This is a genomic window from Rhodoferax sp. EU05-FHT12H12 (assembly GCF_058791215.1).
Window position 1 is genome coordinate 165608 of record NZ_JBYTDI010000004.1, and the last position, 19611, is coordinate 185218.

Consider the following 19611-nt stretch of genomic DNA (forward strand, 5'->3'; position numbering starts at 1 on the left):
ATGCGTTGGTCCTGTGTGTTGCTCTTGGGTCTGCTGGGCCTCTCTGCGGGGGCCCAGGCCCAGTCGGTGGCGCGCGGGCAGGCGCTGTTCGAGAGCCGCTGCGTGGCCTGCCACAGCCTGGACGCCAACCGCGTGGGGCCCGCCCTGCGCGGCGTGGTGGGCCGCACGGCAGGCAAGGCCAAAGACTATTTTTATTCCGAAGCCATGGCTGCGGCCACCCAGGTATGGGATGTGCCCCAGCTCAAGGCCTGGCTCACCAACCCCGAAACCGTGGTGCCCGGGCAGGACATGAACTACCGCCTGGACATCGCCCAGGACCGCGACGACGTCGTGGCCTACCTGGCCTCCGTGTCCCCACCCGCTTCCAACACCCATCCTTACTCTCAGAAAGCAAAACCATGAAAACACGTACCGCCTTGTCCCTCGTGCTCGTTGCCGGCCTGGCAGCCTGCGCCAACCAGCCCATGCGCACACCGTTCAGCCAGGACAGCTTGCCCGCCGCAGTCAAGGTGCCCGCAGGCCACCGCGTGGCCATGGAAACCGCCGCTGCGGGCGACATCACCTACCAGTGCCGTGCCAAGAAAGACATGGCCGGCCAGTTTGAATGGGTGTTTGTGGGGCCGGATGCGGGCCTGAAGGACCGCAGCGGCAAGGTGGTTGGTCGCTACTTTGGCCCCCCCGCCACCTGGGAGAGCACCGATGGCTCCAAGGTCACCGCCACGCAAGTGGCCGTGGCCCCCCATGGCGACGCCAACATCCCGTTGCAACTGGTGAAGGCCAACCCCGCCATGGGCATGGGCGCCATGCAAGGTGTGACCTACATCCAGCGCGTGGCAACCGTAGGCGGCATTGCGCCCAAGGCCGCGTGCGCCCAGGCCAACGAAGGTGCCAAGCAAATCGTGCAGTACCAGGCCGACTACATCCTCTACAAATCCATGTAAGCCCCAGCTGGGCAGGCGCATACGGGGCTTCCATGGGCTGTCATATACTGTTCTTAAAAACAGTATTTGTATTTTGAACAGGGAGCCCCGCCATGCTTGACGACACCACTGCGCCCACCGGCTTGTTTGCCGACGACACCCAGGTCACCCGCTGCGTGTGGTGCCGTGCCACGCCCCACTACCAGCACTACCACGACCACGAGTGGGGCTACCCGGTGGACAGCGACACCCGCCTGTTCGAGAAGATCTGCCTGGAAGGCTTTCAGGCCGGCCTGAGCTGGCTCACCATCCTGAACAAGCGTGAATCATTCCGCGCCGCCTTTGCCGGTTTTGACATGGACAAGGTGGCCGCGTTTGACGATGCCGATGTGAAGCGCCTGGTGCTGGACGCCGGCATCGTGCGCCACCGCGGCAAGATTGAATCCACCATCAACAACGCAAAAAAAGCGATGGAACTTCGCAAGGAGTTCGGGTCGCTGGCCGCCTACTTTTGGCGCTTCGAGCCCGCGGCCACGACCCGCCCCAGCCAGATCACCCGGCAAACCCTGAGTGGCATCACCACCTCACCCGAGTCGATTGCCTTGTCAAAGGATCTGCGCAAGCGCGGCTGGAGCTTTGTCGGCCCCACCACCATGTACGCGTTTATGCAGGCCATGGGCTTGGTGAACGACCACCTGGAAGGCTGCCATGCGCGCGAGCGTGCCTTGCAGGCGCGGGCGGACTTTGTGGCGCCCAAGCCCGCTTGATGCGCGGCGCTGCGGTGGTTTAGGCCTGCGCCAGGCTCGCCCGCAAATTCTCAACACTGCCGTACAGGGCATTGCCCTGCAGCAGCCGGTCGCCGGTTGCACCGTGCACCACCAGCGCTGGCACGCCTTGCGCGTGGTGCTGGCGCATCAGGCGCTGCGCGGCCTGCACGCGCATGGCGTGGGCTTCGCGCAAGGCGGCATCGGGGCTCAGCAGGCGCTCGGCCGCTGCGGTCAGGCCCAGGGTACGTAGCTGCTGCGCCACCACACCCGCATCCGCCGTGTCCAGGCCCTGCACATACCGCGCTTCTTGCAACAACTTGAGCGCCTCCAGCTCGCGGGCGGGCTCGGTCAGCGCGACGGCGCAGAGCGCCAGCGTGGTGGTGGTCGAATCAAATGCGCTGCCCGGCTTGCCCAGCACGTTGGCACGGTAGGCCTCGGTGAAGCGCTGGCCGGTGAGCTTGGCAATGCGTACATCGTTGGACCAGGCGTAGTCGGCAAACGCAGCATCCATGGTGCGCCCGCCGCCAGAAAACAGGCCGGTGGGAGCCAGCGTCAGCGCGACCGATGGGTCTTGCGCCAGCTGCTGGAGGGCAGGGGAAGCGCCGTAGCACCAGCCGCACAGGGGGTCGAACAAATAGGTCACAGTGGTGGACATGGGAGGCTTTCAATCGTTGTTTTGGGTGGCAGCTGCAAGCGCCTGCTCAAACAGGGCAATCTCTTCTTGCAGGCTGCCGCGGCTGCGGAAGTGCCGGGCGGCGCGGTTGTACCAGTTCTCTGCGTCTTCCAGATCGCCTTCCTGCAAATGCAGGATGCCGTGCAACCAGGCGGCCAGCATGGAGTCGTCCTTCTGCACCAAGTCGTGCGCGGCGTGCCAGCGCCCGGCGTGCAGGTCTTGCAAAACTTGGTGAAGCGCGGTCATAGGGGACTTACCACTTCATCTCGCCGGTGTTGACCTTGGCTCCGATGTCCAGCGACAGGGCTCCGTCCGTCAGGGCAGGGTAGGCCTGTTTCATGGCGGGGATCAGGGTGGCGCTGGTTTTGTTGGCGGCCAGGTTCTTCTCGAAAGTCTGCAGGTAGTCCTTGGTAAAGGCAATCGCGCTGGCGTCTACCTTGGTGCCCGCCTTCATGTGGCCGGGAATCACCAGCTCGGGCTTCAGGGCGGCCATGTCGTCCAGCTGGGCCACCCAGGCGGCGCGCTCGGCGGCGGTTTGGGTGTCCGCGGTCCAGACGTGCATATTGCCGAACACGCCGATGTTGCCCACCACCGCCTTGATGGACGGGATCCAGGCGTAGGGGCGGTGTGCCAGCAGGCCTTGGGTGCCGCGGATCTCGATCGTTTGGCCTTCCAGCGTCAGCGTGTTGCCTTCCAGGGCGCGGGGCACCACGGGCTTGCGGGGAGCGTTGGCGCCCATCTTGGGACCCCAGAACGCGACCTTGCCCGCGAGCTTGGGGGCCAGCTTGCCCAGCACCGCGGGTGTGGTCACCACGTCGGCTTGGGGGAACACTTCTTTCAGGGCTTCCACACCGAAGTAGTAGTCGGGGTCGGCCTGGCTCACGTAGATGGTGGTGAGCTGCTTGCCACTGTCGAGCACGTTGGCCGCAATGCGCAAGGCGTCCGCACGGGTGAAACCGGCGTCGATGACGATGGCGTCTTTCTGGCCATAGACCAGGGTGGAGTTGACGTTGAAGCTGTTGCCGTCAGCGTTGTAGACCTTGACGGTGAGCGGCTGTTGGGCGTGGGCTGCCCCGAAAGTGATGGCCAGTGTTGCGGCGAGTACGGTCGTGCGGATCATGGGGAACTCCTAAAGGTTGTTGGACGCTTTGAGGACGTCTCATCAGCGTTGGAGTGAACTTTAATTTCAATAATCGAGCAGATAAACCCGATAATTCGCGCAAAACTGTTTCATAAATTGAGCAAATCATGGACCGACTGACCGCCATGCAGGTGTTTGTGGAGGTTGCGCAGAGTGGCAGCTTCAGTGCCACGGCCGACAAGCTGGACATGTCCCGCGCCATGGTGACGCGGTATGTGGGCGCGCTGGAGCAGTGGCTGGGCGCACGGCTCTTGCAGCGCACCACCCGCAGCGTGACCCTGACCGACGCCGGCGAGAGCTGCCTGCGCCGCAGCCAGCAGATGCTGGCGTTGGTGGACAACGTGGAAGAAGAAACCAGCCGCCACGACGGTGCGCTGCGCGGGCAACTGCGGGTGACCTGCAGCATGTCGTTTGCGTACGCCGAAATGGCGGCTGCGATTGCCGATTTTCTGGCGCTCTACCCGCAGCTCAAGATCGACCTCAATGCCAGCGAAGGCGCACTCAATCTGGTAGAGGCGCGCATCGATTTGGCCATCCGCATCAGCGCCGAGCCGGACCCGGCGCTCATCGGCCGGGTGCTGGCGCCCTGTGCCTCGGTGCTGGTGGCGTCCCCCGGCTATCTGGCCAAGCACGGCACGCCGGAGATTCCCACGGACCTGCTGACCCACCGCTGCCTGAGTTATGCCAACTTCGGCAAAAGCGTGTGGAAGCTGCAGCGTGGCGATGAACATGCCGAGGTGCAGGTGGGCAGCCATTTCAGTGCCAACGAGGCCACGGCCTTGCTGCGGGCCGCGCTTGCTGGCGGCGGGGTGGCCATGCAACCCACCTACCTGGCCAGCCCGCACTTGGCCGACGGCAGCTTGCAGGTGGTGCTGCCGCAGTGGCAACTGCCCATGATGTCCATCTACGCGCTCTACCCCTCGCGCAAGCACCTCTCACCCGCGGTGCGGGCTCTGCTGGACTTTTTGGCCGAGCGCTTTGCCAGTGAGTCGTGGAAGTGGCCTCGGTAGTTTGCTATCCATTTAATAGCTGTTCGCGCATATTCCATAAGCTATAGAGGCTTGTTTGACATAAAAATCAGCCCAAATGCTCCACCACCAGCACCGCCTTGGCCATGCCTTTGCCAGTGTTGCTGATGGCGTGCTGCACATCCACCGCATAACGTGCGCTGTCGCCTGCCTTGAGCACCTTGCTGCTGTCGGCGGCCTGCACCGTGAGGCTGCCACTGAGCACCGAGAGGTGTTCTTTCGCGCCCGCCTCGTGCGGCTCGGAGGCCAGCACGCCGCCGGGTTCCACCGCCAGTTCGTACCACTCCACCCGCCCCGCCAAGGCAATGGGCCCCAGGATGCGCAGCGTGCACTTGCCGTCCGGGCTGGTGGTGACCGGAATGGTGTGGGCCGGCACCAGCTCCACCGTGGGGGTGGCCTTGTCCGCCGGGGTATTGCCCAGCAGGTCGGTGAGGCTGATGCCCAGCGCCGTGGCCAGGCGCCACAGCACACCCACTGTCGGGTTGGCCTGGTTGCGCTCCACCTCCGACAGCATGGACTTGGACACCCCCGCGCGTTTGGAGAGCTCGTCCAGCGACAGCTGTTGCGCCTTGCGCGCGTCTTGCAGTTTGGAGCCGACGGCCGGTGGGCCTTCGGTCAAGGGAGTGGAGTGGGGGACTTGCGCCATCGTGGTGTTGGTCGGTAGAATGGATTTTTGTTCGATATACCGGAAATATCCGCTGAAACGATATTACACCGCCATGACCACTTTGCCAAACCCTGCCCACATCCCTCCCGGCTACCACTTGCAATTCGCCAGCGACAACACCTCCGGCATCTGCCCCGAGGCCATGCAGGCGTTTGCTGCGGCGAATACGGGGTTTGCCGCGTCGTATGGCAACGACGACGCCACCCGCCTGGCCTGCGACCGCCTGCGTGAGGTGTTTGAGGCCGATGCCGAAGTCTTCTTCGTCTTCAACGGCACGGCGGCCAATTCGATTGCGTTGGCCTCGCTGTGCCAGTCTTACCAGGCCGTCATTTGCAGCGACACCGCGCACGTGGAAACGGATGAGTGCGGCGCGCCCGAGTTTTTCTCCAACGGCTCCAAACTGCTCTCCGCCCCGCACCGCCACGGCAAGCTCACCTCGGCCGGGGTGCTGGAAGTCATCACCCGCCGCACCGATGTGCATTACCCGCGGCCCAAGGTCGTCACGCTCACCCAGTCCACCGAGATGGGTTCGGTCTACCAAAAGGGCGAGATCAGCGGCATCAGCCGCATCGCGCAAGAGCACGGCCTGAAAGTGCACATGGACGGCGCACGTTTTGCCAACGCCGTGGCCGCCCTCAAGGTGGCGCCGGCCGACATCACCTGGCGTGCCGGCGTGGACGTGCTGTGTTTTGGCGGCACCAAGATGGGCCTGCCGATTGGTGAGGCGATTGTGTTTTTTGACCGCAAGCTGGGCGAAGAGTTTTCCTACCGCTGCAAGCAGGCCGGGCAGCTGGCCTCCAAGATGCGTTACCTCTCCGCCCCCTGGCTGGCCATGCTGACCGACGGCACCTGGCTGCGCCATGCGGCGCATGCCAACGCCATGGCCCACCGCCTGTCCGAAAAAATTGCCGGCATCGCCGGAGCCGAGTTGCTGCTGCCCACCGAGGTGAACGGCGTATTCGTCAACCTGCCCGACCCCGCGATTGCCCGCCTCAAGGCCCTGGGCTGGACCTTCTACACCTTCATCGGCGGCGGTGCCCGATTCATGTGCTCCTGGGCCACCACCGAAGAGGCCGTGGACCATTTGGCGCATGATTTGGAGACGGTGCTGGCGGGGTGATGGGTGCTGCGAGTGCTATTAATTCAGTAGCTGCTCGCGCATATTCCACGGGCGCTAGAGGTCTATTTGGATTGTAAGTTCTAGTGCAGCGACTTGCTGGCCCAAGCCTGCAGGGCCAGACGCACCGGGTGGCGGGCGCTGGCGTCGGCGCGGCCACCGAGCCAGTAGCCCAGCAGGTCGGCCGCAATCTCGTAGGGGTGGTAGAGCCCGTTGCGGTCCGGGAAGGTATTCACATAGGCGGCAACACCCAGCAGCGGCTGGGTCACAGGCTGGCCATCGCGCTCCTGCATGCGCCACTCCCCTTGGTCCCGCTGGTACATCACGGCCAGCATTTGAAAGTCGCGCGGCATGCTGGGCGTCTTCAGGTTGCTGAGCTGCAGGTAAGGCAGCACGGCTTGGCCGGGCGTGTCGGGCAACGGAAATATCCACTCGCTCAACGGGGCGTCGGGGTTGACCACGCCACGCGCCAGCAAGGACGGCGTTTGTGGTGCGGCAACGCGCGTAAAGCCCAGCACCTCGCTGGCCAAGGTGTCGAACAGTGCGGGCTGGGTACGCTGCAGCACATGGGTTTGCTCGTGCACCAGCAGGTAGCTCAGAAAGCCTTGCAATCCGGCCAGCTCTTTGGCGCGGTAGGGTGCCAGCAGGCTCTGCATGAGCCCGGCACTGAACACAATGGTGTCGCCCCTGGTATGGGGCAAGCCGCCTTCCACCTTGTCGCTGACCTTGGCAAACTTCCAGGGCGTGCGGGTGTAGAGCGGGGCCTTCTCGGTGAGCGTGGGCCACAGCGCACCCACGGCCCAGCGCAGCATGGCCTGTTCGTCGGCAGAGAACTCTTGTACTTCGCTGGCGTAGTGGGCGCGGGCCTGTTCACGTGCGGTGGCCAGGGGCAGGTTCAGCAGGTCCAGCCGGGTTTTGGCCACCAGCTCGGGCGTCTGCATGGCCTCAAAGTAGGGCTGGGCGCCGGGTCCCGCCATCAGGCTTGCGGCTTCGCTGCGGTTCAGAAACTGCAGCGTGGGCTCTGCGGCCCGGGCCAGCCCGAGCCAGCTGCTGCCGGCCAGGCACAGGGCCAGAAGTCCCAGGTGGCGGCGCAGCATGTGCGCCTTAAGCCAGGCGGGTGCGGTGCCGCGCAATCTGCGTCTTCACCTGCGCTGGCGCCGTGCCGCCCAAAATGTTGCGGGCGTTCAGCGAGCCGCGCAGGCTCAGGCACTCGTAGACATCTTTCTCGATGCTGGCGTGGAAGCCTTGCAGCACCGTCAGTGGCAGCTCGGACAGGTCGCAGGCGTGGGTTTGGGCGGCCTTGACGGCGTGGGCCACGGTCTCGTGGGCATCGCGGAAGGGCAGGCCTTTTTTCACCAGGTAATCGGCCAGGTCGGTGGCGGTGGCGTAGCCCTTCAGGGCAGCGCGCTCCATGGCTTCGGCGTTCACGCTGATGCCGCCTTCCTTCTGGCCGGTGGCTGCATTCACCTGACCGCCAATCATCTCGGAGAAGATGCGCAGCGTGTCTTTGAGTGTGTCCACTGTGTCGAACAGCGGCTCCTTGTCTTCCTGGTTGTCCTTGTTGTAGGCCAGGGGTTGGCCCTTCATCAGCGTGATCAGGCCCATCAGGTGGCCGACCACGCGGCCGGTCTTGCCGCGTGCCAGCTCGGGTACGTCGGGGTTTTTCTTCTGCGGCATGATGCTTGACCCGGTGGTGAAGCGGTCGGCAATCTTGATGAAGCTGAAGTTCTGGCTCATCCAGATGATGAGTTCTTCGCTCATGCGGCTGATGTGCACCATGGTCAGGGTGGCGGCGCTGGTGAACTCGATCGCAAAGTCGCGGTCGCTCACGGCGTCCAGGCTGTTCTGACAGACGCCGTCCATGGCCAGGGTCTTGGCCACGCGCTCGCGGTCCAGCGGGTAGCTGGTACCGGCCAGGGCGGCGCTGCCCAGCGGCAGGCGGTTGGTACGGCGGCGCACTTCGTTAAAGCGCTCGGCATCGCGGCTGAACATTTCCACATAGGCCAGCATGTGGTGACCAAAGCTCACGGGCTGGGCCACTTGCAGGTGGGTGAAGCCGGGCAGGATGACTTCGGCATTCGCTTCGGCCACATCGACCAGCGACTTTTGCAGGTCCACCAGCAGCTCGCCAATCAGGTCAATTTCGCTGCGCAGCCACAGGCGCACGTCGGTAGCGACCTGGTCGTTGCGGCTGCGGCCGGTGTGCAGGCGCTTGCCGGCATCGCCCACCAGCTGGGTAAGGCGGGCTTCGATGTTCAGGTGCACGTCTTCGAGGTCCAGCTTCCATTCAAAGGCGCCGGATTCGATCTCGCCCCAGATTTGGGCCATGCCTTTCTGGATGGATGCATGGTCTTCGGCACTGATGATGCCCTGCGCTGCCAGCATCTCGGCATGCGCCAGACTGCCGGTAATGTCGGCCTGCCAAAGGCGCTTGTCAAAGAACACGCTGGAGGTGTAGCGTTTGACCAGATCACTCATGGGCTCAGAAAACAGCGCGGACCACGCCTGGGACTTTTTATCGAATTGGTTTTGGGACATGGGAGACGCTTCTCAGAATGGAGTCAAAATCTGCTGAACATGAACGACACCCAAATATTATCGACGTTCCAGGAGCTGGGCCCAGAGCCCGTGGCCGACAGCAAGGCTCCGGCGTTGGTGTTCGATGCCTGCCAAATCGGTGTGGTGTTGCGGGCGGTGCTGTTTGTGGAACTTGCGCTGGGGGTGGCATCGATGTTTGCCGCCGCTACGCCGTGGAATTGGGTGCTCCGCTTTTCGCTCGTCACCGGGGGGGCTCTGCCGGCCACGCTGGCCTGGCTGCTGTCGGCCTGTGTGGCCAAGCGCTGGCTGGCGCGCCTGCGGCCTGCGATGCAGTACGCCGTGGCCATCGGGCTGGGTGCGGTGGCCGGGCTCTATGGCTGTGGCCTGCTTGTTGTTTCGGGCCTGTTGTTGGATGCGCCGTGGGTGGGCAGTGCCAGCAGCGGTGCCTTGCTCTCGTCTATTTTGGTGGCGGCGCTGGTGATGCGCGCCAAGGGGCGCACCCCAGCCGATACCGCGGCGCGCCTGGCCGAACTGCAGTCGCGCATTCGCCCGCACTTTTTGTTCAACACACTCAACAGCGCCATTGCGCTGGTGCGCGCCGAGCCCGCCAAGGCTGAGGCGCTGCTGGAAGACCTGAGTGACCTGTTTCGCCATGCGCTGATGGACCAGGGCGCTGCCGTGACGCTGGCCGATGAAATTGCGCTGGCCCGGCGCTACCTGGCCATTGAGCAGGTGCGCTTTGGCGAGCGCCTGGATGTCGAGTGGGCGCTGGACCCCGAGGCGGACCACGCCAAGTTGCCGCCACTCTTGCTGCAGCCGCTGGTGGAAAACGCCGTGCGCCACGGCGTGGAGCCCAGCGCCACAGGGGCGGCTGTTCGCATCTCCACCCAGCGCCGCGGTGCTATGGTGGTGGTGAAGATCACCAACACGGTGCCGGCAGGCCAGGGCTCGGAAGGCCATGGCCTGGCGTTGCGCAATGTGCAGGACCGTCTGGCCCTGTTGCACGATGTACAGGCCCAGTTTCGCTGTGGCCTCAAAGATGGTGTGTACCAGGTTCGCATGGAGTTTCCCGCATGACTGCAACAGTCCCTCTCTCTCGTCGTTTGCAGGTGATGGTGGTGGATGACGAGGCCCTGGCCCGTGCCCGCCTGCGCACCCTGCTGGGCGACTGCTACAACCCGGGTGCCGAGGTGGTGGCCGAAGCTGCCAATGCGGGCCAGGCACTGGAGTTCTTGCGCGGGCGCCGGCTGGATGTGGTGTTTCTGGACATCCACATGCCGGGGGCTGATGGGCTGGCACTGGCGCAAACCCTCAAGACCCTGCCGCAGCCGCCGGTGGTGGTGTTTGTCACGGCGCATGCCGAGCACGCCCTGCAGGCTTTTGACCTGGAGGCCGCCGATTACCTGACCAAGCCGGTCCGGCTGGAGCGGCTGCAAGCGGCGCTACAAAAAGCAGAGCGGCTTGCGCATGTTTCATCGGGGCTGGGCGGTGTTTTTGCTTCAAACGAAGTGCTGGTGATCCAGGAGCGGCACCGCACCGAGCGCGTGCCGCTGCAGCAGGTCCTGTACTTCAAGGCCGAGCTGAAATACATCACCGTGCGCACCGCGGCGCGCAGCTACATCTTGGATGGTGCGCTCAACGACCTGGAGACCAAATACGCCGAGCACTACCTGCGCATCCACCGCAACGCCATCGTGGCGCGCTGGGCCATTCGTGCGCTGGAAAAGCACTATGACGCCGAAGAGGGTGAGGGCTGGGCTGTGCGGCTGCAAGGGGTCGAGGAGCTGCTGTCGGTGTCGCGCAGGCAGTTGGCGACGGTGCGTGGGTTGATTGCCCAATGAGGGCGGCCTTGTTGTTCCGGTGTTTCCGTTGGGTGTTCCCGTCCATGTGGTTGGCACTTTGTGCCGCAGGTGTCGGCCATGTGGCTGCGGCGGAGCGTGTTCGCATCGGCGCGGAGGACGATTGGCGCCCGTACTCGTATGTGGCTGAGGGCAAACCGGTGGGGTTGGCCGTGGACTTGGCGCGCGCAGCCTGGGCGGCTGCGGGTGTGGATGTTGAGCTGGTGTCTCTGCCGTATGCCCGCTGCATGAAAGAGGTGGACAACGGTACGTTGGCAGGGTGTTTCGACACCTTGCGCGATGCCCGCACCGAAGGCAAATACCTTTGGCACAAGCGCCCCTTGTTCAAGGCCCGCATTGCCATCTATGGCCGGGTGCAGGGTGCCACGGCCACCCGGGTGGAGCCCGCTGACCTGCTGGGGCGCCGTGTTGGTGTGACCAATGGCTACGACTATGGCGAGGCGTTTGACAACGACTCTCGCATGGTGCGCGATGTGGCACCTTCGGACCTCATTTCCTTGCGCAAGCTGGTGGCCGGTCGCGTGGATTACGTGCTGGTGTATGACCGCGTTGCGCAGGAAATCGCCCGCGTACATCCCGAACTGGGACAAGCGTTCGTACAGCGCGGCGTGCTGGTGGAGCCACTGCTGTACCTCTCATTCACCAAGCGGCAGCCAGGTCTGCGGACACTGATCGCCCGGTTTGATGCCGGGCTGGAAAAAATCTACAAATCGGGCGAGTACGCACGCATCGAGGCGCGTTGGCGGTAGTGGGGTCCTGCGCATCCGACGATGCGCAGGGTCACTTTAGCCCGTATTGCGCAGCCCGGCGGCAATGCCGTTGATGGAGATGTGGATACCACGTTGCACGCGTTCGTCGGCCTTGCCTTCACGGTAGCGGCGCACCAGTTCCACCTGCAGGTGGTGCAAGGGGTCGATGTAGGGGAAGCGGTGACGAATGGAGCGCTGCAGGGCGGCGTTGTTGGCCAGGCGGTTTTTCTCGCCGGTGATGGTGGCCAGGGCCTGGGCTGTGGCGTGCCATTCGGCCTCGATGGCGGTGAAGATTTTCTTGCGCAGGCGCGCATCACCCACCAGTTCGGAGTAGCGTGACGCAAGTGCCAAGTCACTCTTGGCCATCACCATGTCCATGTTGGAGAGCAGGGTGCCGAAGAAGGGCCATTGCTTGTACATCTTCTGCAGCAGGGCCAAGCGCTCTTTCTGCTCGGCTGCGGTGCCGTTGCTGATGAACTTTTGCACCGCAGAGCCGAAGCCAAACCAGCCGGGCAATGTCAAGCGGCACTGGCCCCAACTGAAGCCCCAGGGAATGGCGCGCAGGTCTTCGATCTTTTGCGAGGCCTTGCGCGAGGCGGGACGAGAGCCGATGTTGAGTTCGGCAATCTCGCGAATGGGGGTGGAGCTGAAAAAATACTCGGTGAAACCCGGGGTCTCGTACACCAGCGCGCGGTAGGCAGACATGCTGTTCTGCGACAGCTCGGCTGCCGCTTCCAGAAACGCCTTGGTGGCGGACTTGGTCGGTTGCAGCAGCGTGGCTTCCAGCGTGGCGGCCACCAAAGTTTCGAGGTTGCGCCGGCCGATTTCGGGGTTGGCGTATTTGGAGCCAATCACCTCACCCTGCTCGGTCAGGCGGATCTGGCCGCGCACGGTGCCGGGGGGCTGGGCCAAAATCGCCTGGTAGCTGGGGCCGCCGCCGCGTCCGACCGTGCCGCCACGGCCGTGGAACATGCGCAGCTGGATCTTGTGTTGGGCCGCCAGCACGTCGAACAGCTCCACCAATGCGATCTCGGCGCGGTACAGCTCCCAGTTGCTGGTAAAGATGCCGCCGTCCTTGTTGGAGTCGGAGTAGCCCAGCATGATGTCCTGCTCGGAGCCACTGCGCTTGACCAGCTCCGCCACGCCGGGCAGGGCGTAGAAGTCGCGCATGATGGGCGCGGCGTTGCGCAGGTCTTCAATGGTTTCGAACAGCGGCACGACGATCAGGTCGGCCGTGGCTTGTGCGTCCAGTGTGCCGCGCATCAGCCCCACTTCTTTTTGCAGCAGCAGCACTTCGAGCAAGTCGCTCACGGTTTCGGTGTGGCTGATGATGTAGTGGCGGATGGCCTCATGCCCAAAGCGCTCGCGCATGACTTTGGCGGCGGCAAAAATCGCCAGTTCTCCCTGGGCATGGGCCGAATACTCCACGCCATGTACGCGCAGCGGGCGTGCATCGTTCAACAGACCCAGCAGCAGCGTGCGCTTGGCGGCTTCGTCCAGCGCACTGTAGTCAGCTTCCACACGGGCCGTGGCCAGCAGCTCGGCCACCACTTCCTCGTGCTTGTCAGAGCTTTGGCGCAAGTCCACCGTAGCCAGATGAAAGCCAAACACTTCCACCGCACGGATCAGCGGGTGCAGGCGCTGCTTGATCAGGGCGGCACCGTGGTGGGCCTTGAGTGAGGCGGCGATGGTGCGCAGGTCGGCCACCAGCTCCTGTGCCAGCAGGTAGGGGTTTTGCGGTGCGACGGCGTGTCGGGCGGCCTCGGTGCCGGTCAGGCTTTTCAGCGTGGCCGCCAGGCGCGCGTACATGCCGGTCAGGGCGCGGCGGTAGGGCTCATCCTTGCGGTGTTCGTTCTGGTCGGGGGAGCGTTCGGCCAGGGCCTGCATCTCGGGGGTGCAGTCGGCCAGCATGGCGGAGATGGATAGCTCACCGCCCAGGTAATGCACCTCGGTCAGGTAGTGGCGTAGCGCCACTTCGGCCTGGCGGCGCAGCGCGTACTCCAGGGTCTGGGCGCTGACGTTGGGGTTGCCATCACGGTCGCCACCAATCCACTGGCCCATGCGCAAAAAGCTGTGCACGGGCTGGGTACCGAGCATGTCTTCCAGGTCGGCGTAGAGCTTGGGAATCTCGCGCAGGAAGGTGGACTCGTAGTAGCTCAGCGCATTCTCAATCTCGTCGGCCACAGTCAGCTTGCTGAACCGCAGCAGGCGCGTCTGCCAGAGCTGCATCACGCGGGCGCGCATCTGGGCTTCGTTGGCGGCCAGTTCCTTGGGGGTGAGTGCGTCTTTCCGGCTGTCGATTGACACCGCGCGTTGCTTGATTTCGTCGCGTGTGGTCAGCAACTGTGCGATGTCGCGTTCGGCGTCCAGAATGCTCTTGCGCTGCACTTCGGTGGGGTGGGCGGTGAGCACGGGCGAGACATAACTTTGCGCCAGGGTTTGCGAGATGGTCTTGGGCGCAATGCCGGCCCAGCGCAGGCGCGACATGGCGACTTCGATGCTGCCTTCTTGTGTGTCACCAGCGCGCTCATGCACATCGCGGCGGCGAATGTGGTGGCGGTCTTCGGCCAGGTTGGCCAGATGCGAAAAATAGGTGAAGGCGCGAATCACGCTGACCGTCTGGTCCCCGCTCAGGCCCTTGAGCAGCTTCTTGAGTGCTTTGTCGGCCTCGTGGTCGGCATCGCGGCGAAATGCCACCGACAAGGTGCGGATCTGCTCGATCAGTTCGTAGGCTTCAACGCCCTCCTGTTCCCGAATCACATCGCCCAAAATCCGGCCCAAGAGGCGGATGTCTTCAACCAAGGGACGCTCGTTGTCTTTGCTGCGCTTGGCCGTCTCTGCGGCAGGTGCTTTTTTCATGGGTCTGGATCGAGGGGGGTGGGAGGGGCTTCGAGGGAAGCAAGGATCGCGCCCATGCTAGCATCGAAGGCATTCCACCGATTACTAGCAGGTTACGACTTTGCCTCATTTTACGATCGCCACACGCGAGAGCCGGCTGGCCCTTTGGCAAGCAGAACATGTCAAAGCTTTGCTGGAGCAGCAAGGCGCCTCTGTCACCCTGCTGGGCATGACCACCAAGGGTGATCAAATCCTGGACCGCTCGCTGAGCAAAGTGGGTGGCAAGGGCCTGTTCGTCAAAGAGCTGGAAGTGGCGTTGGAAGAGGGGCGCGCCGATCTCGCCGTGCACTCGCTCAAAGACGTTCCCATGGAGCTGCCCGAAGGGTTCGAGCTGGCCTGCGTGATGGAGCGTGAGGACCCGCGCGACGCCTGGGTGTCCAGCCGTTACGCGAGTGTGTTCGACTTGCCGCAAGGTGCGGTGGTGGGCACTTCCAGCCTGCGCCGCGTGGCTCTGTTGCGCGCCATGCGCCCGGACCTGACGATTGAGCCCCTGCGCGGCAACCTGGACACCCGTTTGCGCAAGCTCGATGAAGGCCTGTACGACGGCATCGTGCTGGCGGCTGCCGGGCTCAAACGCCTGGGGCTGGCCTCCCGCATCCGCAGTACCTTCGCGGTGGAGCAGCTGCTGCCAGCAGCTGGGCAAGGCGCCTTGGGTATTGAGGTATGCACGGGCCGTGAGGATGTACGCGCCGCGCTGCAGCATCTGGCCCACACGCCCACCTGGCTGGCCGTGGCCGCCGAGCGCGCGGTCAGTCGCATGATGGGCGGCAGCTGTTCCATGCCGCTGGCGGCCTACGCCACGCTGGAGGGCACGCAGCTGCATATCCGCGCGGCTTGGGGTGATGCCGAAGGCCAACATCCCCTGGTCACCGCACAGGCCCAGGGCCCGGTGCAGAGCCTGGCCGATGCCACGGCCCTGGGCGAGCAGGTGGCCCTGCACCTGCAGGCCGGTGTACAGGCCATGTCCCCACCCGGAGTTTGAAGCCATGCGTGTGATCGTGACCCGTCCCGAAGGCGAAGCCCAAAAGTGGGTTAGCACCTTGCAAGGTGCCGGCTACCAAGCCACGAGCCTGCCCTTGATCGAGGTGCGGCCTACGGCGCAGCCGCAGGCCGTGCAAGAGGCCTGGCGGCAGATCGCGCAGTGGGATGCGGTGATGTTTGTCAGCCGCAATGCGGTTGACCATTTTTTTGCATTAAAACCCGACCTAGCCCCCGTGTTTACTGCGCAAGCAGCTATTAAAAAGAGAGCATATGTGACCGGCCCAGGCAGCTATTCGGCGCTTTTGCGTGCGGGGGCCGAGGCGCCCTGGATCGACTCGCCCGACCATGCCGCCGGTTTGTTTGACTCCGAGGCCCTGTGGCATGTGGTGCGCGGACAAATGCGCCCGGGCTTTCGCCTGCTGATTGTGCGTGGTACCACGGTGGACGGTGCTGGCAGTGACGAGGGTGTGGGTCGAGACTGGTTTGCCAAACAGGCCACGGCAGCCGGTGCACAGGTGGATTTTGTGGTGGCCTACCAACGCCAGCAGCCGCAACTGGATGCCCGGCAGCGGGAGCAGGCCTATGCCGCTGCCAGCGATGGCACGGTTTGGTTGTTCAGCAGCTCAGAAGCGATTGCCAATTTGCAAGCCCAGTGCCCGGCGCAGCCGTGGCAGGCCGCCCGCGCAGTAGTGACCCATCCGCGTATTGGCAAGGCTGCACGTGAAGCCGGCTTTGGTGTGGTGCGGGAGTCACGCCCCGCGCTGCCGGCGCTGATGGCGTCGATAGAATCGTTGCAATGAACGCCGAGTCTGCTGTCCCTGTTGAAGCCCCCTTTCTGGAGCAGTCCCCGCCTGCAGCTTTGTTGCCGACCGTGAAGTCCTCGCGTCGGTGGTTACGTGGTGTGGCGGTGGTGGCCGTCGTGGGCTTGGTGGCCAGCGCCTTGTTGTGGCAAAAGCTCAGCACGATCCAGGAGCAATTGGCGCGTCAGAGTGCAGATACCGGCTCCCAGGCCAACGAGGCGCGAACCATCGCCCGCCAAGCTCAGGAGCTGGCGATAGAAACTGCGGCCAAGCTGGCGATGACGGAGGCGCGTTTGAGCGAGGTGTCCCTGCAGCGCAGCCAGCTCGAAGAGCTGATGCAAAGCCTGTCGCGCTCGCGTGACGAGAACCTGGTGGTCGACATTGAGTCCGCCGTGCGCCTGGCGCAGCAACAGGCACAACTCACCGGCAGTGCCGAGCCCTTGCTGGCCGCCCTCAAGACCGCCGAACTGCGCGTGGCCCGTGCGGCCCAGCCGCGCCTGACCCCGGTGCAGCGCGCCATCGCCAAGGATGTGGCGCGCATCAAGGCCACGGCACTGGCCGATTTGCCCGCTTTGTTGGTCAAGCTTGATGAACTGGTGCAGCTCACTGACGATCTGCCGGTTGCCAACGCGGTGTCTTTGGCCCGCCCGGCTGAGAGCCTCAAGCGCAAGGACGCGGAATCGATGGCCGGTTGGTGGAATCGTGCCATTGCGGTGGTGCATGCCGAGTTGCGCAGCCTGGTGCGGGTGAGCCGCATTGACAACCCCGACGCGGTTCTGCTGACGCCAGAGCAGGCGTTTTTCCTGCGCGAGAACCTCAAGCTCAAATTGCTCAATGCCCGGCTGGGCCTGCTTACGCGTCACAACGATGCTGCGCGTTCGGATCTGGCCGCAGCCTCCGCGGCCTTGGCCCGTTACTTTGATGCGTCTTCGCGCAAGACGCAGTCCGCCCAGACCTTGTTGCAGCAGCTGCAAGGCCAGACGCGTGCGCTGGAACTGCCGCGTGTGGACGAGACCCTGGCGGCGCTCACCACTGCAGCGGCGGGGCGCTGAGATGCGGGCGGCACTTTGGCTTCTCGCCTTGTTTGCGGTGGCGGTGGCAAGCGCCTTGTTTGCGGGTAACAACCAGGGCACGGTGACGCTGTACTGGCCACCGTACCGTATCGACCTGTCGCTGAACCTGGTGCTGGTGTTGCTGGCGGTGTTGTTTGTAACCCTGCACCTCGCACTGCGTGCCCTGTCGGGCCTGCTGCATATTCCGGTGCAGGCCAAGCGTTGGCGTCTGCTCTACAAAGAGCGCGCGATGCACGAGGCGCTGCTGGACTCCCTCTCCAACCTGGTGGCGGGGCGTTTTGTGCGGGCTCGCAAGGCAGCCGAGCTGGTGGTGACGCTGGAAGAATCCTTGCGCAGCAGCGAAGAGCACACCGCCCACGGCGTGCGGCTGCGCACCATGTCTCACTTGATTGCGGCCGAGAGCGCCCACGCCCTGCAAGACCGCAGCCGGCGCGAGCAGCATTTCCAGAGTGCGCTGGAGCTGACACGGCCGCGTGATGCACAGGATGGACGGGATGGCGTGCTGATGCGCGCAGCGCGCTGGTCCTTTGAAGACCGCGATGCCTCGCAGTCGCTGGAGTGGCTGGACCAACTGCCGCAGGGCACAGCTCGCCGCACCATCGCCCTGCGCCTGCGCCTCAAGGCGGCGCGCCTGGCGGGGCAGTCGCGTGCAGCACTCGATGCCGTGCGTTTGCTAACCAAACACCGTGCCTTTTCGGAGGTGGCCGGTGCCGGGATTGCACGCGGACTGGCACTTGAAGTTCTGCGATCGGCCCATGACCCCATGCAACTGCAGCGCGCTTGGGAGGCGCTGGAGATGGCCGAGAGGCATATGCCTGAGGTCGCGCTGGAGGCGGCGGAGCGTTGCCTCCAGTTGGGCGGCGATGTGGCCCTGTCGCGCCAGTGGGTGTTGCCATTGTGGACTGCCATCGGTGAACGTCTGGACGCATTGAGCCCTGCACTGCGGGTGCGCGTGGTGCGTGTACTGGAAAAAGGCTTTGCCCAGGCCACCGGCACACCCGATGCTGCATGGCTGCAGCGTATTGAGTCCTTGCAACTGGCCAACCCCGGCGACCCTTTGCTGCAGTACTTGGCCGGTGTCATGTGTGCACGGCTGGAGTTGTGGGGCAAAGCCCAGCAGATGCTGCGCCAATCTTTGACCATGCTCAAGGACGCTGACCTCAAACGGGATGCTTGGTGCGCCCTGGCCGAACTGGCGGAACAGAGGCAGGACATGGCCGCTGCTGCACAGGCCTACAAGGCGGCCGCCAAAGCGTGACGCGCTGAACTTTCAGGGCTATTATCCGGCCCATGGCCACACTCATAGACCACCTGATCAAGCTCACAGACCACCGCGACCGCGATCTGCTGGAGCTCACGCTGTCCAAGGCCTTGATTGACCTGGTACCCATTCAACGTGTCATTGTTGCGCGGGTGGTTAGCGAAGAAGGCATCAAACGCTGGCTGGAAGTGGCGACGCTGGACGCCAAGGGAGGGGGCAAGGTGGTGGACCCGCTGCGGGTGGACTTCCAAAAACTGCCTCTGCTCGACGACAACCGGGATCGCCTGCGGGCCCTGCAAAACCGTGAGCGAATCGAGATCGCCTGGGCTGGCGAAGACGGTCCTCGCATCACCTACTTCCCATTGTTTGCCGAGACCCTCAACGAGGACGAAGGTGTGCTGGAGATTCACTCCGCGTCGGCCTTGACGGAGGAGCAGGTACAAACACTGGCGCAGGTTCAGCATGTGTTTCGCAATATGTACCACCTGCTGGCCTACAGCGACCGCGATGCGCTGACCGGCTTGCTCAACCGCAAGTCCCTGGACGACACCTTTTACAGCGCCGTGCTCGACGAGCTTGGCGAGGGGCCCGAGTCCCAGTCGGAGTCTTTGAAGGTGACCGTGGCGCCGGGCCAGGAGCGCCGTCACCGGGTGCCGCCCAACTACTGGATGGGCACCATCAGCATCGACAACTTTGGCCTGCTCAATGACAAGAACGGCCACCTGATTGCCGAAGAGGTACTGTTGCTGGTGGCACGCATCATGAACAACACCTTCCGCACCTATGACCGGCTATACCGCTTGGGCGGAGAGCAGTTTGCCGTGCTCATGCACTGCCCCGACGAAGCCCTGGTGTTGGCAGCATTTGAACGTTTTCGCGCCAACATCGAGAAGTTCAACTTCCCTCAGGTGGGACGCGTCACCATTTGTGCCGGCTTTACCCGCATCACGCCGGACGACTCGCCCAGCACGGCGCTGGAGCACGCCGAGCGTGCGGTGGACTATGCCCAGCACAACGGTCGAAACAAGGTGTTCAGCCACGCGGAGCTGGTGCGCAAGGGCTTTTTTGGGGATGCGCTGAAGATCGGCGCTGTGGACCTGTTTTAACGGCCTTTTGACAGACCAAAAAAAGGGGCACCG

20 protein-coding genes are annotated in these 19611 nt (G+C 64.0%); 13 read left to right on the top strand and 7 right to left on the bottom strand.

The annotated features are described in order from the left end of the window. The 3 genes from AC3WS7_RS12980 (at position 1) to AC3WS7_RS12990 (ending at position 1687) form a co-directional block, all read left to right on the top strand. Positions 1 to 402, top strand: coding sequence for a c-type cytochrome (locus AC3WS7_RS12980; RefSeq protein WP_492656658.1), 402 nt, complete (start codon positions 1 to 3; stop codon positions 400 to 402). Next, on the top strand, positions 399 to 941 hold the full coding sequence (locus tag AC3WS7_RS12985; RefSeq protein ID WP_492656659.1) for a DUF3455 domain-containing protein: 543 nt from the start codon (positions 399 to 401) through the stop codon (positions 939 to 941). Before AC3WS7_RS12980 ends, AC3WS7_RS12985 begins: the two co-directional genes overlap by 4 nt. A 92-nt stretch (positions 942 to 1033) precedes the next feature. Beyond that, positions 1034 to 1687 carry a DNA-3-methyladenine glycosylase I gene (locus AC3WS7_RS12990; protein ID WP_492656660.1) on the top strand — a complete coding sequence of 218 codons (654 nt, stop codon included), beginning with the start codon at positions 1034 to 1036 and terminating at the stop codon, positions 1685 to 1687. 19 nt (positions 1688 to 1706) lie between these two features. On the opposite strand, the gene AC3WS7_RS12995 is transcribed toward AC3WS7_RS12990, so the two are convergent. From AC3WS7_RS12995 to AC3WS7_RS13005, 3 genes are read right to left on the bottom strand one after another with little or no spacing between them, the layout of a single operon-like run. Then, entirely contained in the window at positions 1707 to 2342 is a 636-nt protein-coding gene (locus AC3WS7_RS12995) for a DsbA family protein (protein ID WP_492656661.1), read from the bottom strand. A gap of 9 nt (positions 2343 to 2351) precedes the next feature. Then, positions 2352 to 2606, bottom strand: a complete 255-nt coding sequence (locus AC3WS7_RS13000) for a hypothetical protein (RefSeq protein WP_296468527.1) — start codon at positions 2604 to 2606, stop codon at positions 2352 to 2354. 7 nt (positions 2607 to 2613) lie between these two features. Further along, on the bottom strand, positions 2614 to 3480 hold the full coding sequence (locus AC3WS7_RS13005; protein WP_296468529.1) for an MBL fold metallo-hydrolase: 867 nt from the start codon (positions 3478 to 3480) through the stop codon (positions 2614 to 2616). Positions 3481 to 3608: 128 nt separating this feature from the next. Here AC3WS7_RS13005 and AC3WS7_RS13010 point away from each other — a divergent pair, with 128 nt between their 5' ends. Continuing rightward, complete coding sequence (locus AC3WS7_RS13010) at positions 3609 to 4511, top strand: LysR family transcriptional regulator (RefSeq protein ID WP_492656662.1); 903 nt, start codon at positions 3609 to 3611, stop codon at positions 4509 to 4511. Positions 4512 to 4578: 67 nt separating this feature from the next. Here the strand turns inward: AC3WS7_RS13010 and AC3WS7_RS13015 are convergent, their stop codons facing one another. After that, a complete protein-coding gene (locus AC3WS7_RS13015; protein ID WP_296468533.1) occupies positions 4579 to 5175 on the bottom strand; it encodes a helix-turn-helix domain-containing protein in 597 nt (198 codons plus the stop codon). Positions 5176 to 5248: 73 nt separating this feature from the next. Here AC3WS7_RS13015 and AC3WS7_RS13020 point away from each other — a divergent pair, with 73 nt between their 5' ends. Next, entirely contained in the window at positions 5249 to 6316 is a 1068-nt protein-coding gene (locus AC3WS7_RS13020) for a threonine aldolase family protein (protein ID WP_296468535.1), read from the top strand. Between the two features lie 80 nt (positions 6317 to 6396). Here AC3WS7_RS13020 and AC3WS7_RS13025 read toward each other — a convergent pair whose 3' ends face one another. After that, the gene (locus tag AC3WS7_RS13025) at positions 6397 to 7410 is read right to left on the bottom strand and encodes a hypothetical protein (RefSeq protein ID WP_492656663.1); all 1014 of its coding nucleotides are present in this window, start codon (positions 7408 to 7410) and stop codon (positions 6397 to 6399) included. A 7-nt stretch (positions 7411 to 7417) separates the two neighbouring features. After that, the gene (gene argH, locus AC3WS7_RS13030) at positions 7418 to 8851 is read right to left on the bottom strand and encodes an argininosuccinate lyase (protein WP_492656664.1); all 1434 of its coding nucleotides are present in this window, start codon (positions 8849 to 8851) and stop codon (positions 7418 to 7420) included. Between the two features lie 39 nt (positions 8852 to 8890). On the opposite strand from argH, the gene AC3WS7_RS13035 reads away from it, so the two are divergent. The 3 genes from AC3WS7_RS13035 to AC3WS7_RS13045 are packed head-to-tail and all read left to right on the top strand — an operon-like array spanning position 8891 to position 11459. After that, positions 8891 to 9928: a sensor histidine kinase gene (locus AC3WS7_RS13035; RefSeq protein WP_492656665.1), complete on the top strand. Its 1038-nt coding sequence runs from the start codon at positions 8891 to 8893 to the stop codon at positions 9926 to 9928. Continuing rightward, positions 9925 to 10692: a LytR/AlgR family response regulator transcription factor gene (locus AC3WS7_RS13040; protein ID WP_296468541.1), complete on the top strand. Its 768-nt coding sequence runs from the start codon at positions 9925 to 9927 to the stop codon at positions 10690 to 10692. Before AC3WS7_RS13035 ends, AC3WS7_RS13040 begins: the two co-directional genes overlap by 4 nt. A 44-nt stretch (positions 10693 to 10736) precedes the next feature. Then, positions 10737 to 11459 carry a substrate-binding periplasmic protein gene (locus tag AC3WS7_RS13045; RefSeq protein WP_296468542.1) on the top strand — a complete coding sequence of 241 codons (723 nt, stop codon included), beginning with the start codon at positions 10737 to 10739 and terminating at the stop codon, positions 11457 to 11459. 36 nt (positions 11460 to 11495) lie between these two features. Here the strand turns inward: AC3WS7_RS13045 and ppc are convergent, their stop codons facing one another. Then, positions 11496 to 14318: a phosphoenolpyruvate carboxylase gene (gene ppc, locus AC3WS7_RS13050; protein ID WP_492656666.1), complete on the bottom strand. Its 2823-nt coding sequence runs from the start codon at positions 14316 to 14318 to the stop codon at positions 11496 to 11498. A gap of 100 nt (positions 14319 to 14418) precedes the next feature. On the opposite strand from ppc, the gene hemC reads away from it, so the two are divergent. Genes hemC through AC3WS7_RS13075 form a run of 5 tightly spaced genes read left to right on the top strand, consistent with a single transcriptional unit; the run spans position 14419 to position 19578 of the window. Further along, positions 14419 to 15339, top strand: coding sequence for a hydroxymethylbilane synthase (gene hemC, locus AC3WS7_RS13055; protein WP_492656667.1), 921 nt, complete (start codon positions 14419 to 14421; stop codon positions 15337 to 15339). Between the two features lie 4 nt (positions 15340 to 15343). Continuing rightward, a complete protein-coding gene (locus AC3WS7_RS13060) occupies positions 15344 to 16138 on the top strand; it encodes a uroporphyrinogen-III synthase (RefSeq protein WP_296468545.1) in 795 nt (264 codons plus the stop codon). Continuing rightward, a complete protein-coding gene (locus tag AC3WS7_RS13065; protein WP_492656668.1) occupies positions 16135 to 17190 on the top strand; it encodes a uroporphyrinogen-III C-methyltransferase in 1056 nt (351 codons plus the stop codon). The genes AC3WS7_RS13060 and AC3WS7_RS13065 overlap by 4 nt, the downstream gene beginning before the upstream one ends. Position 17191: 1 nt before the next feature. Further along, positions 17192 to 18469 carry a heme biosynthesis protein HemY gene (locus AC3WS7_RS13070; RefSeq protein WP_296468548.1) on the top strand — a complete coding sequence of 426 codons (1278 nt, stop codon included), beginning with the start codon at positions 17192 to 17194 and terminating at the stop codon, positions 18467 to 18469. Between the two features lie 32 nt (positions 18470 to 18501). Next, a complete protein-coding gene (locus tag AC3WS7_RS13075) occupies positions 18502 to 19578 on the top strand; it encodes a GGDEF domain-containing protein (protein WP_296468549.1) in 1077 nt (358 codons plus the stop codon). Positions 19579 to 19611: the final 33 nt, after the last annotated feature.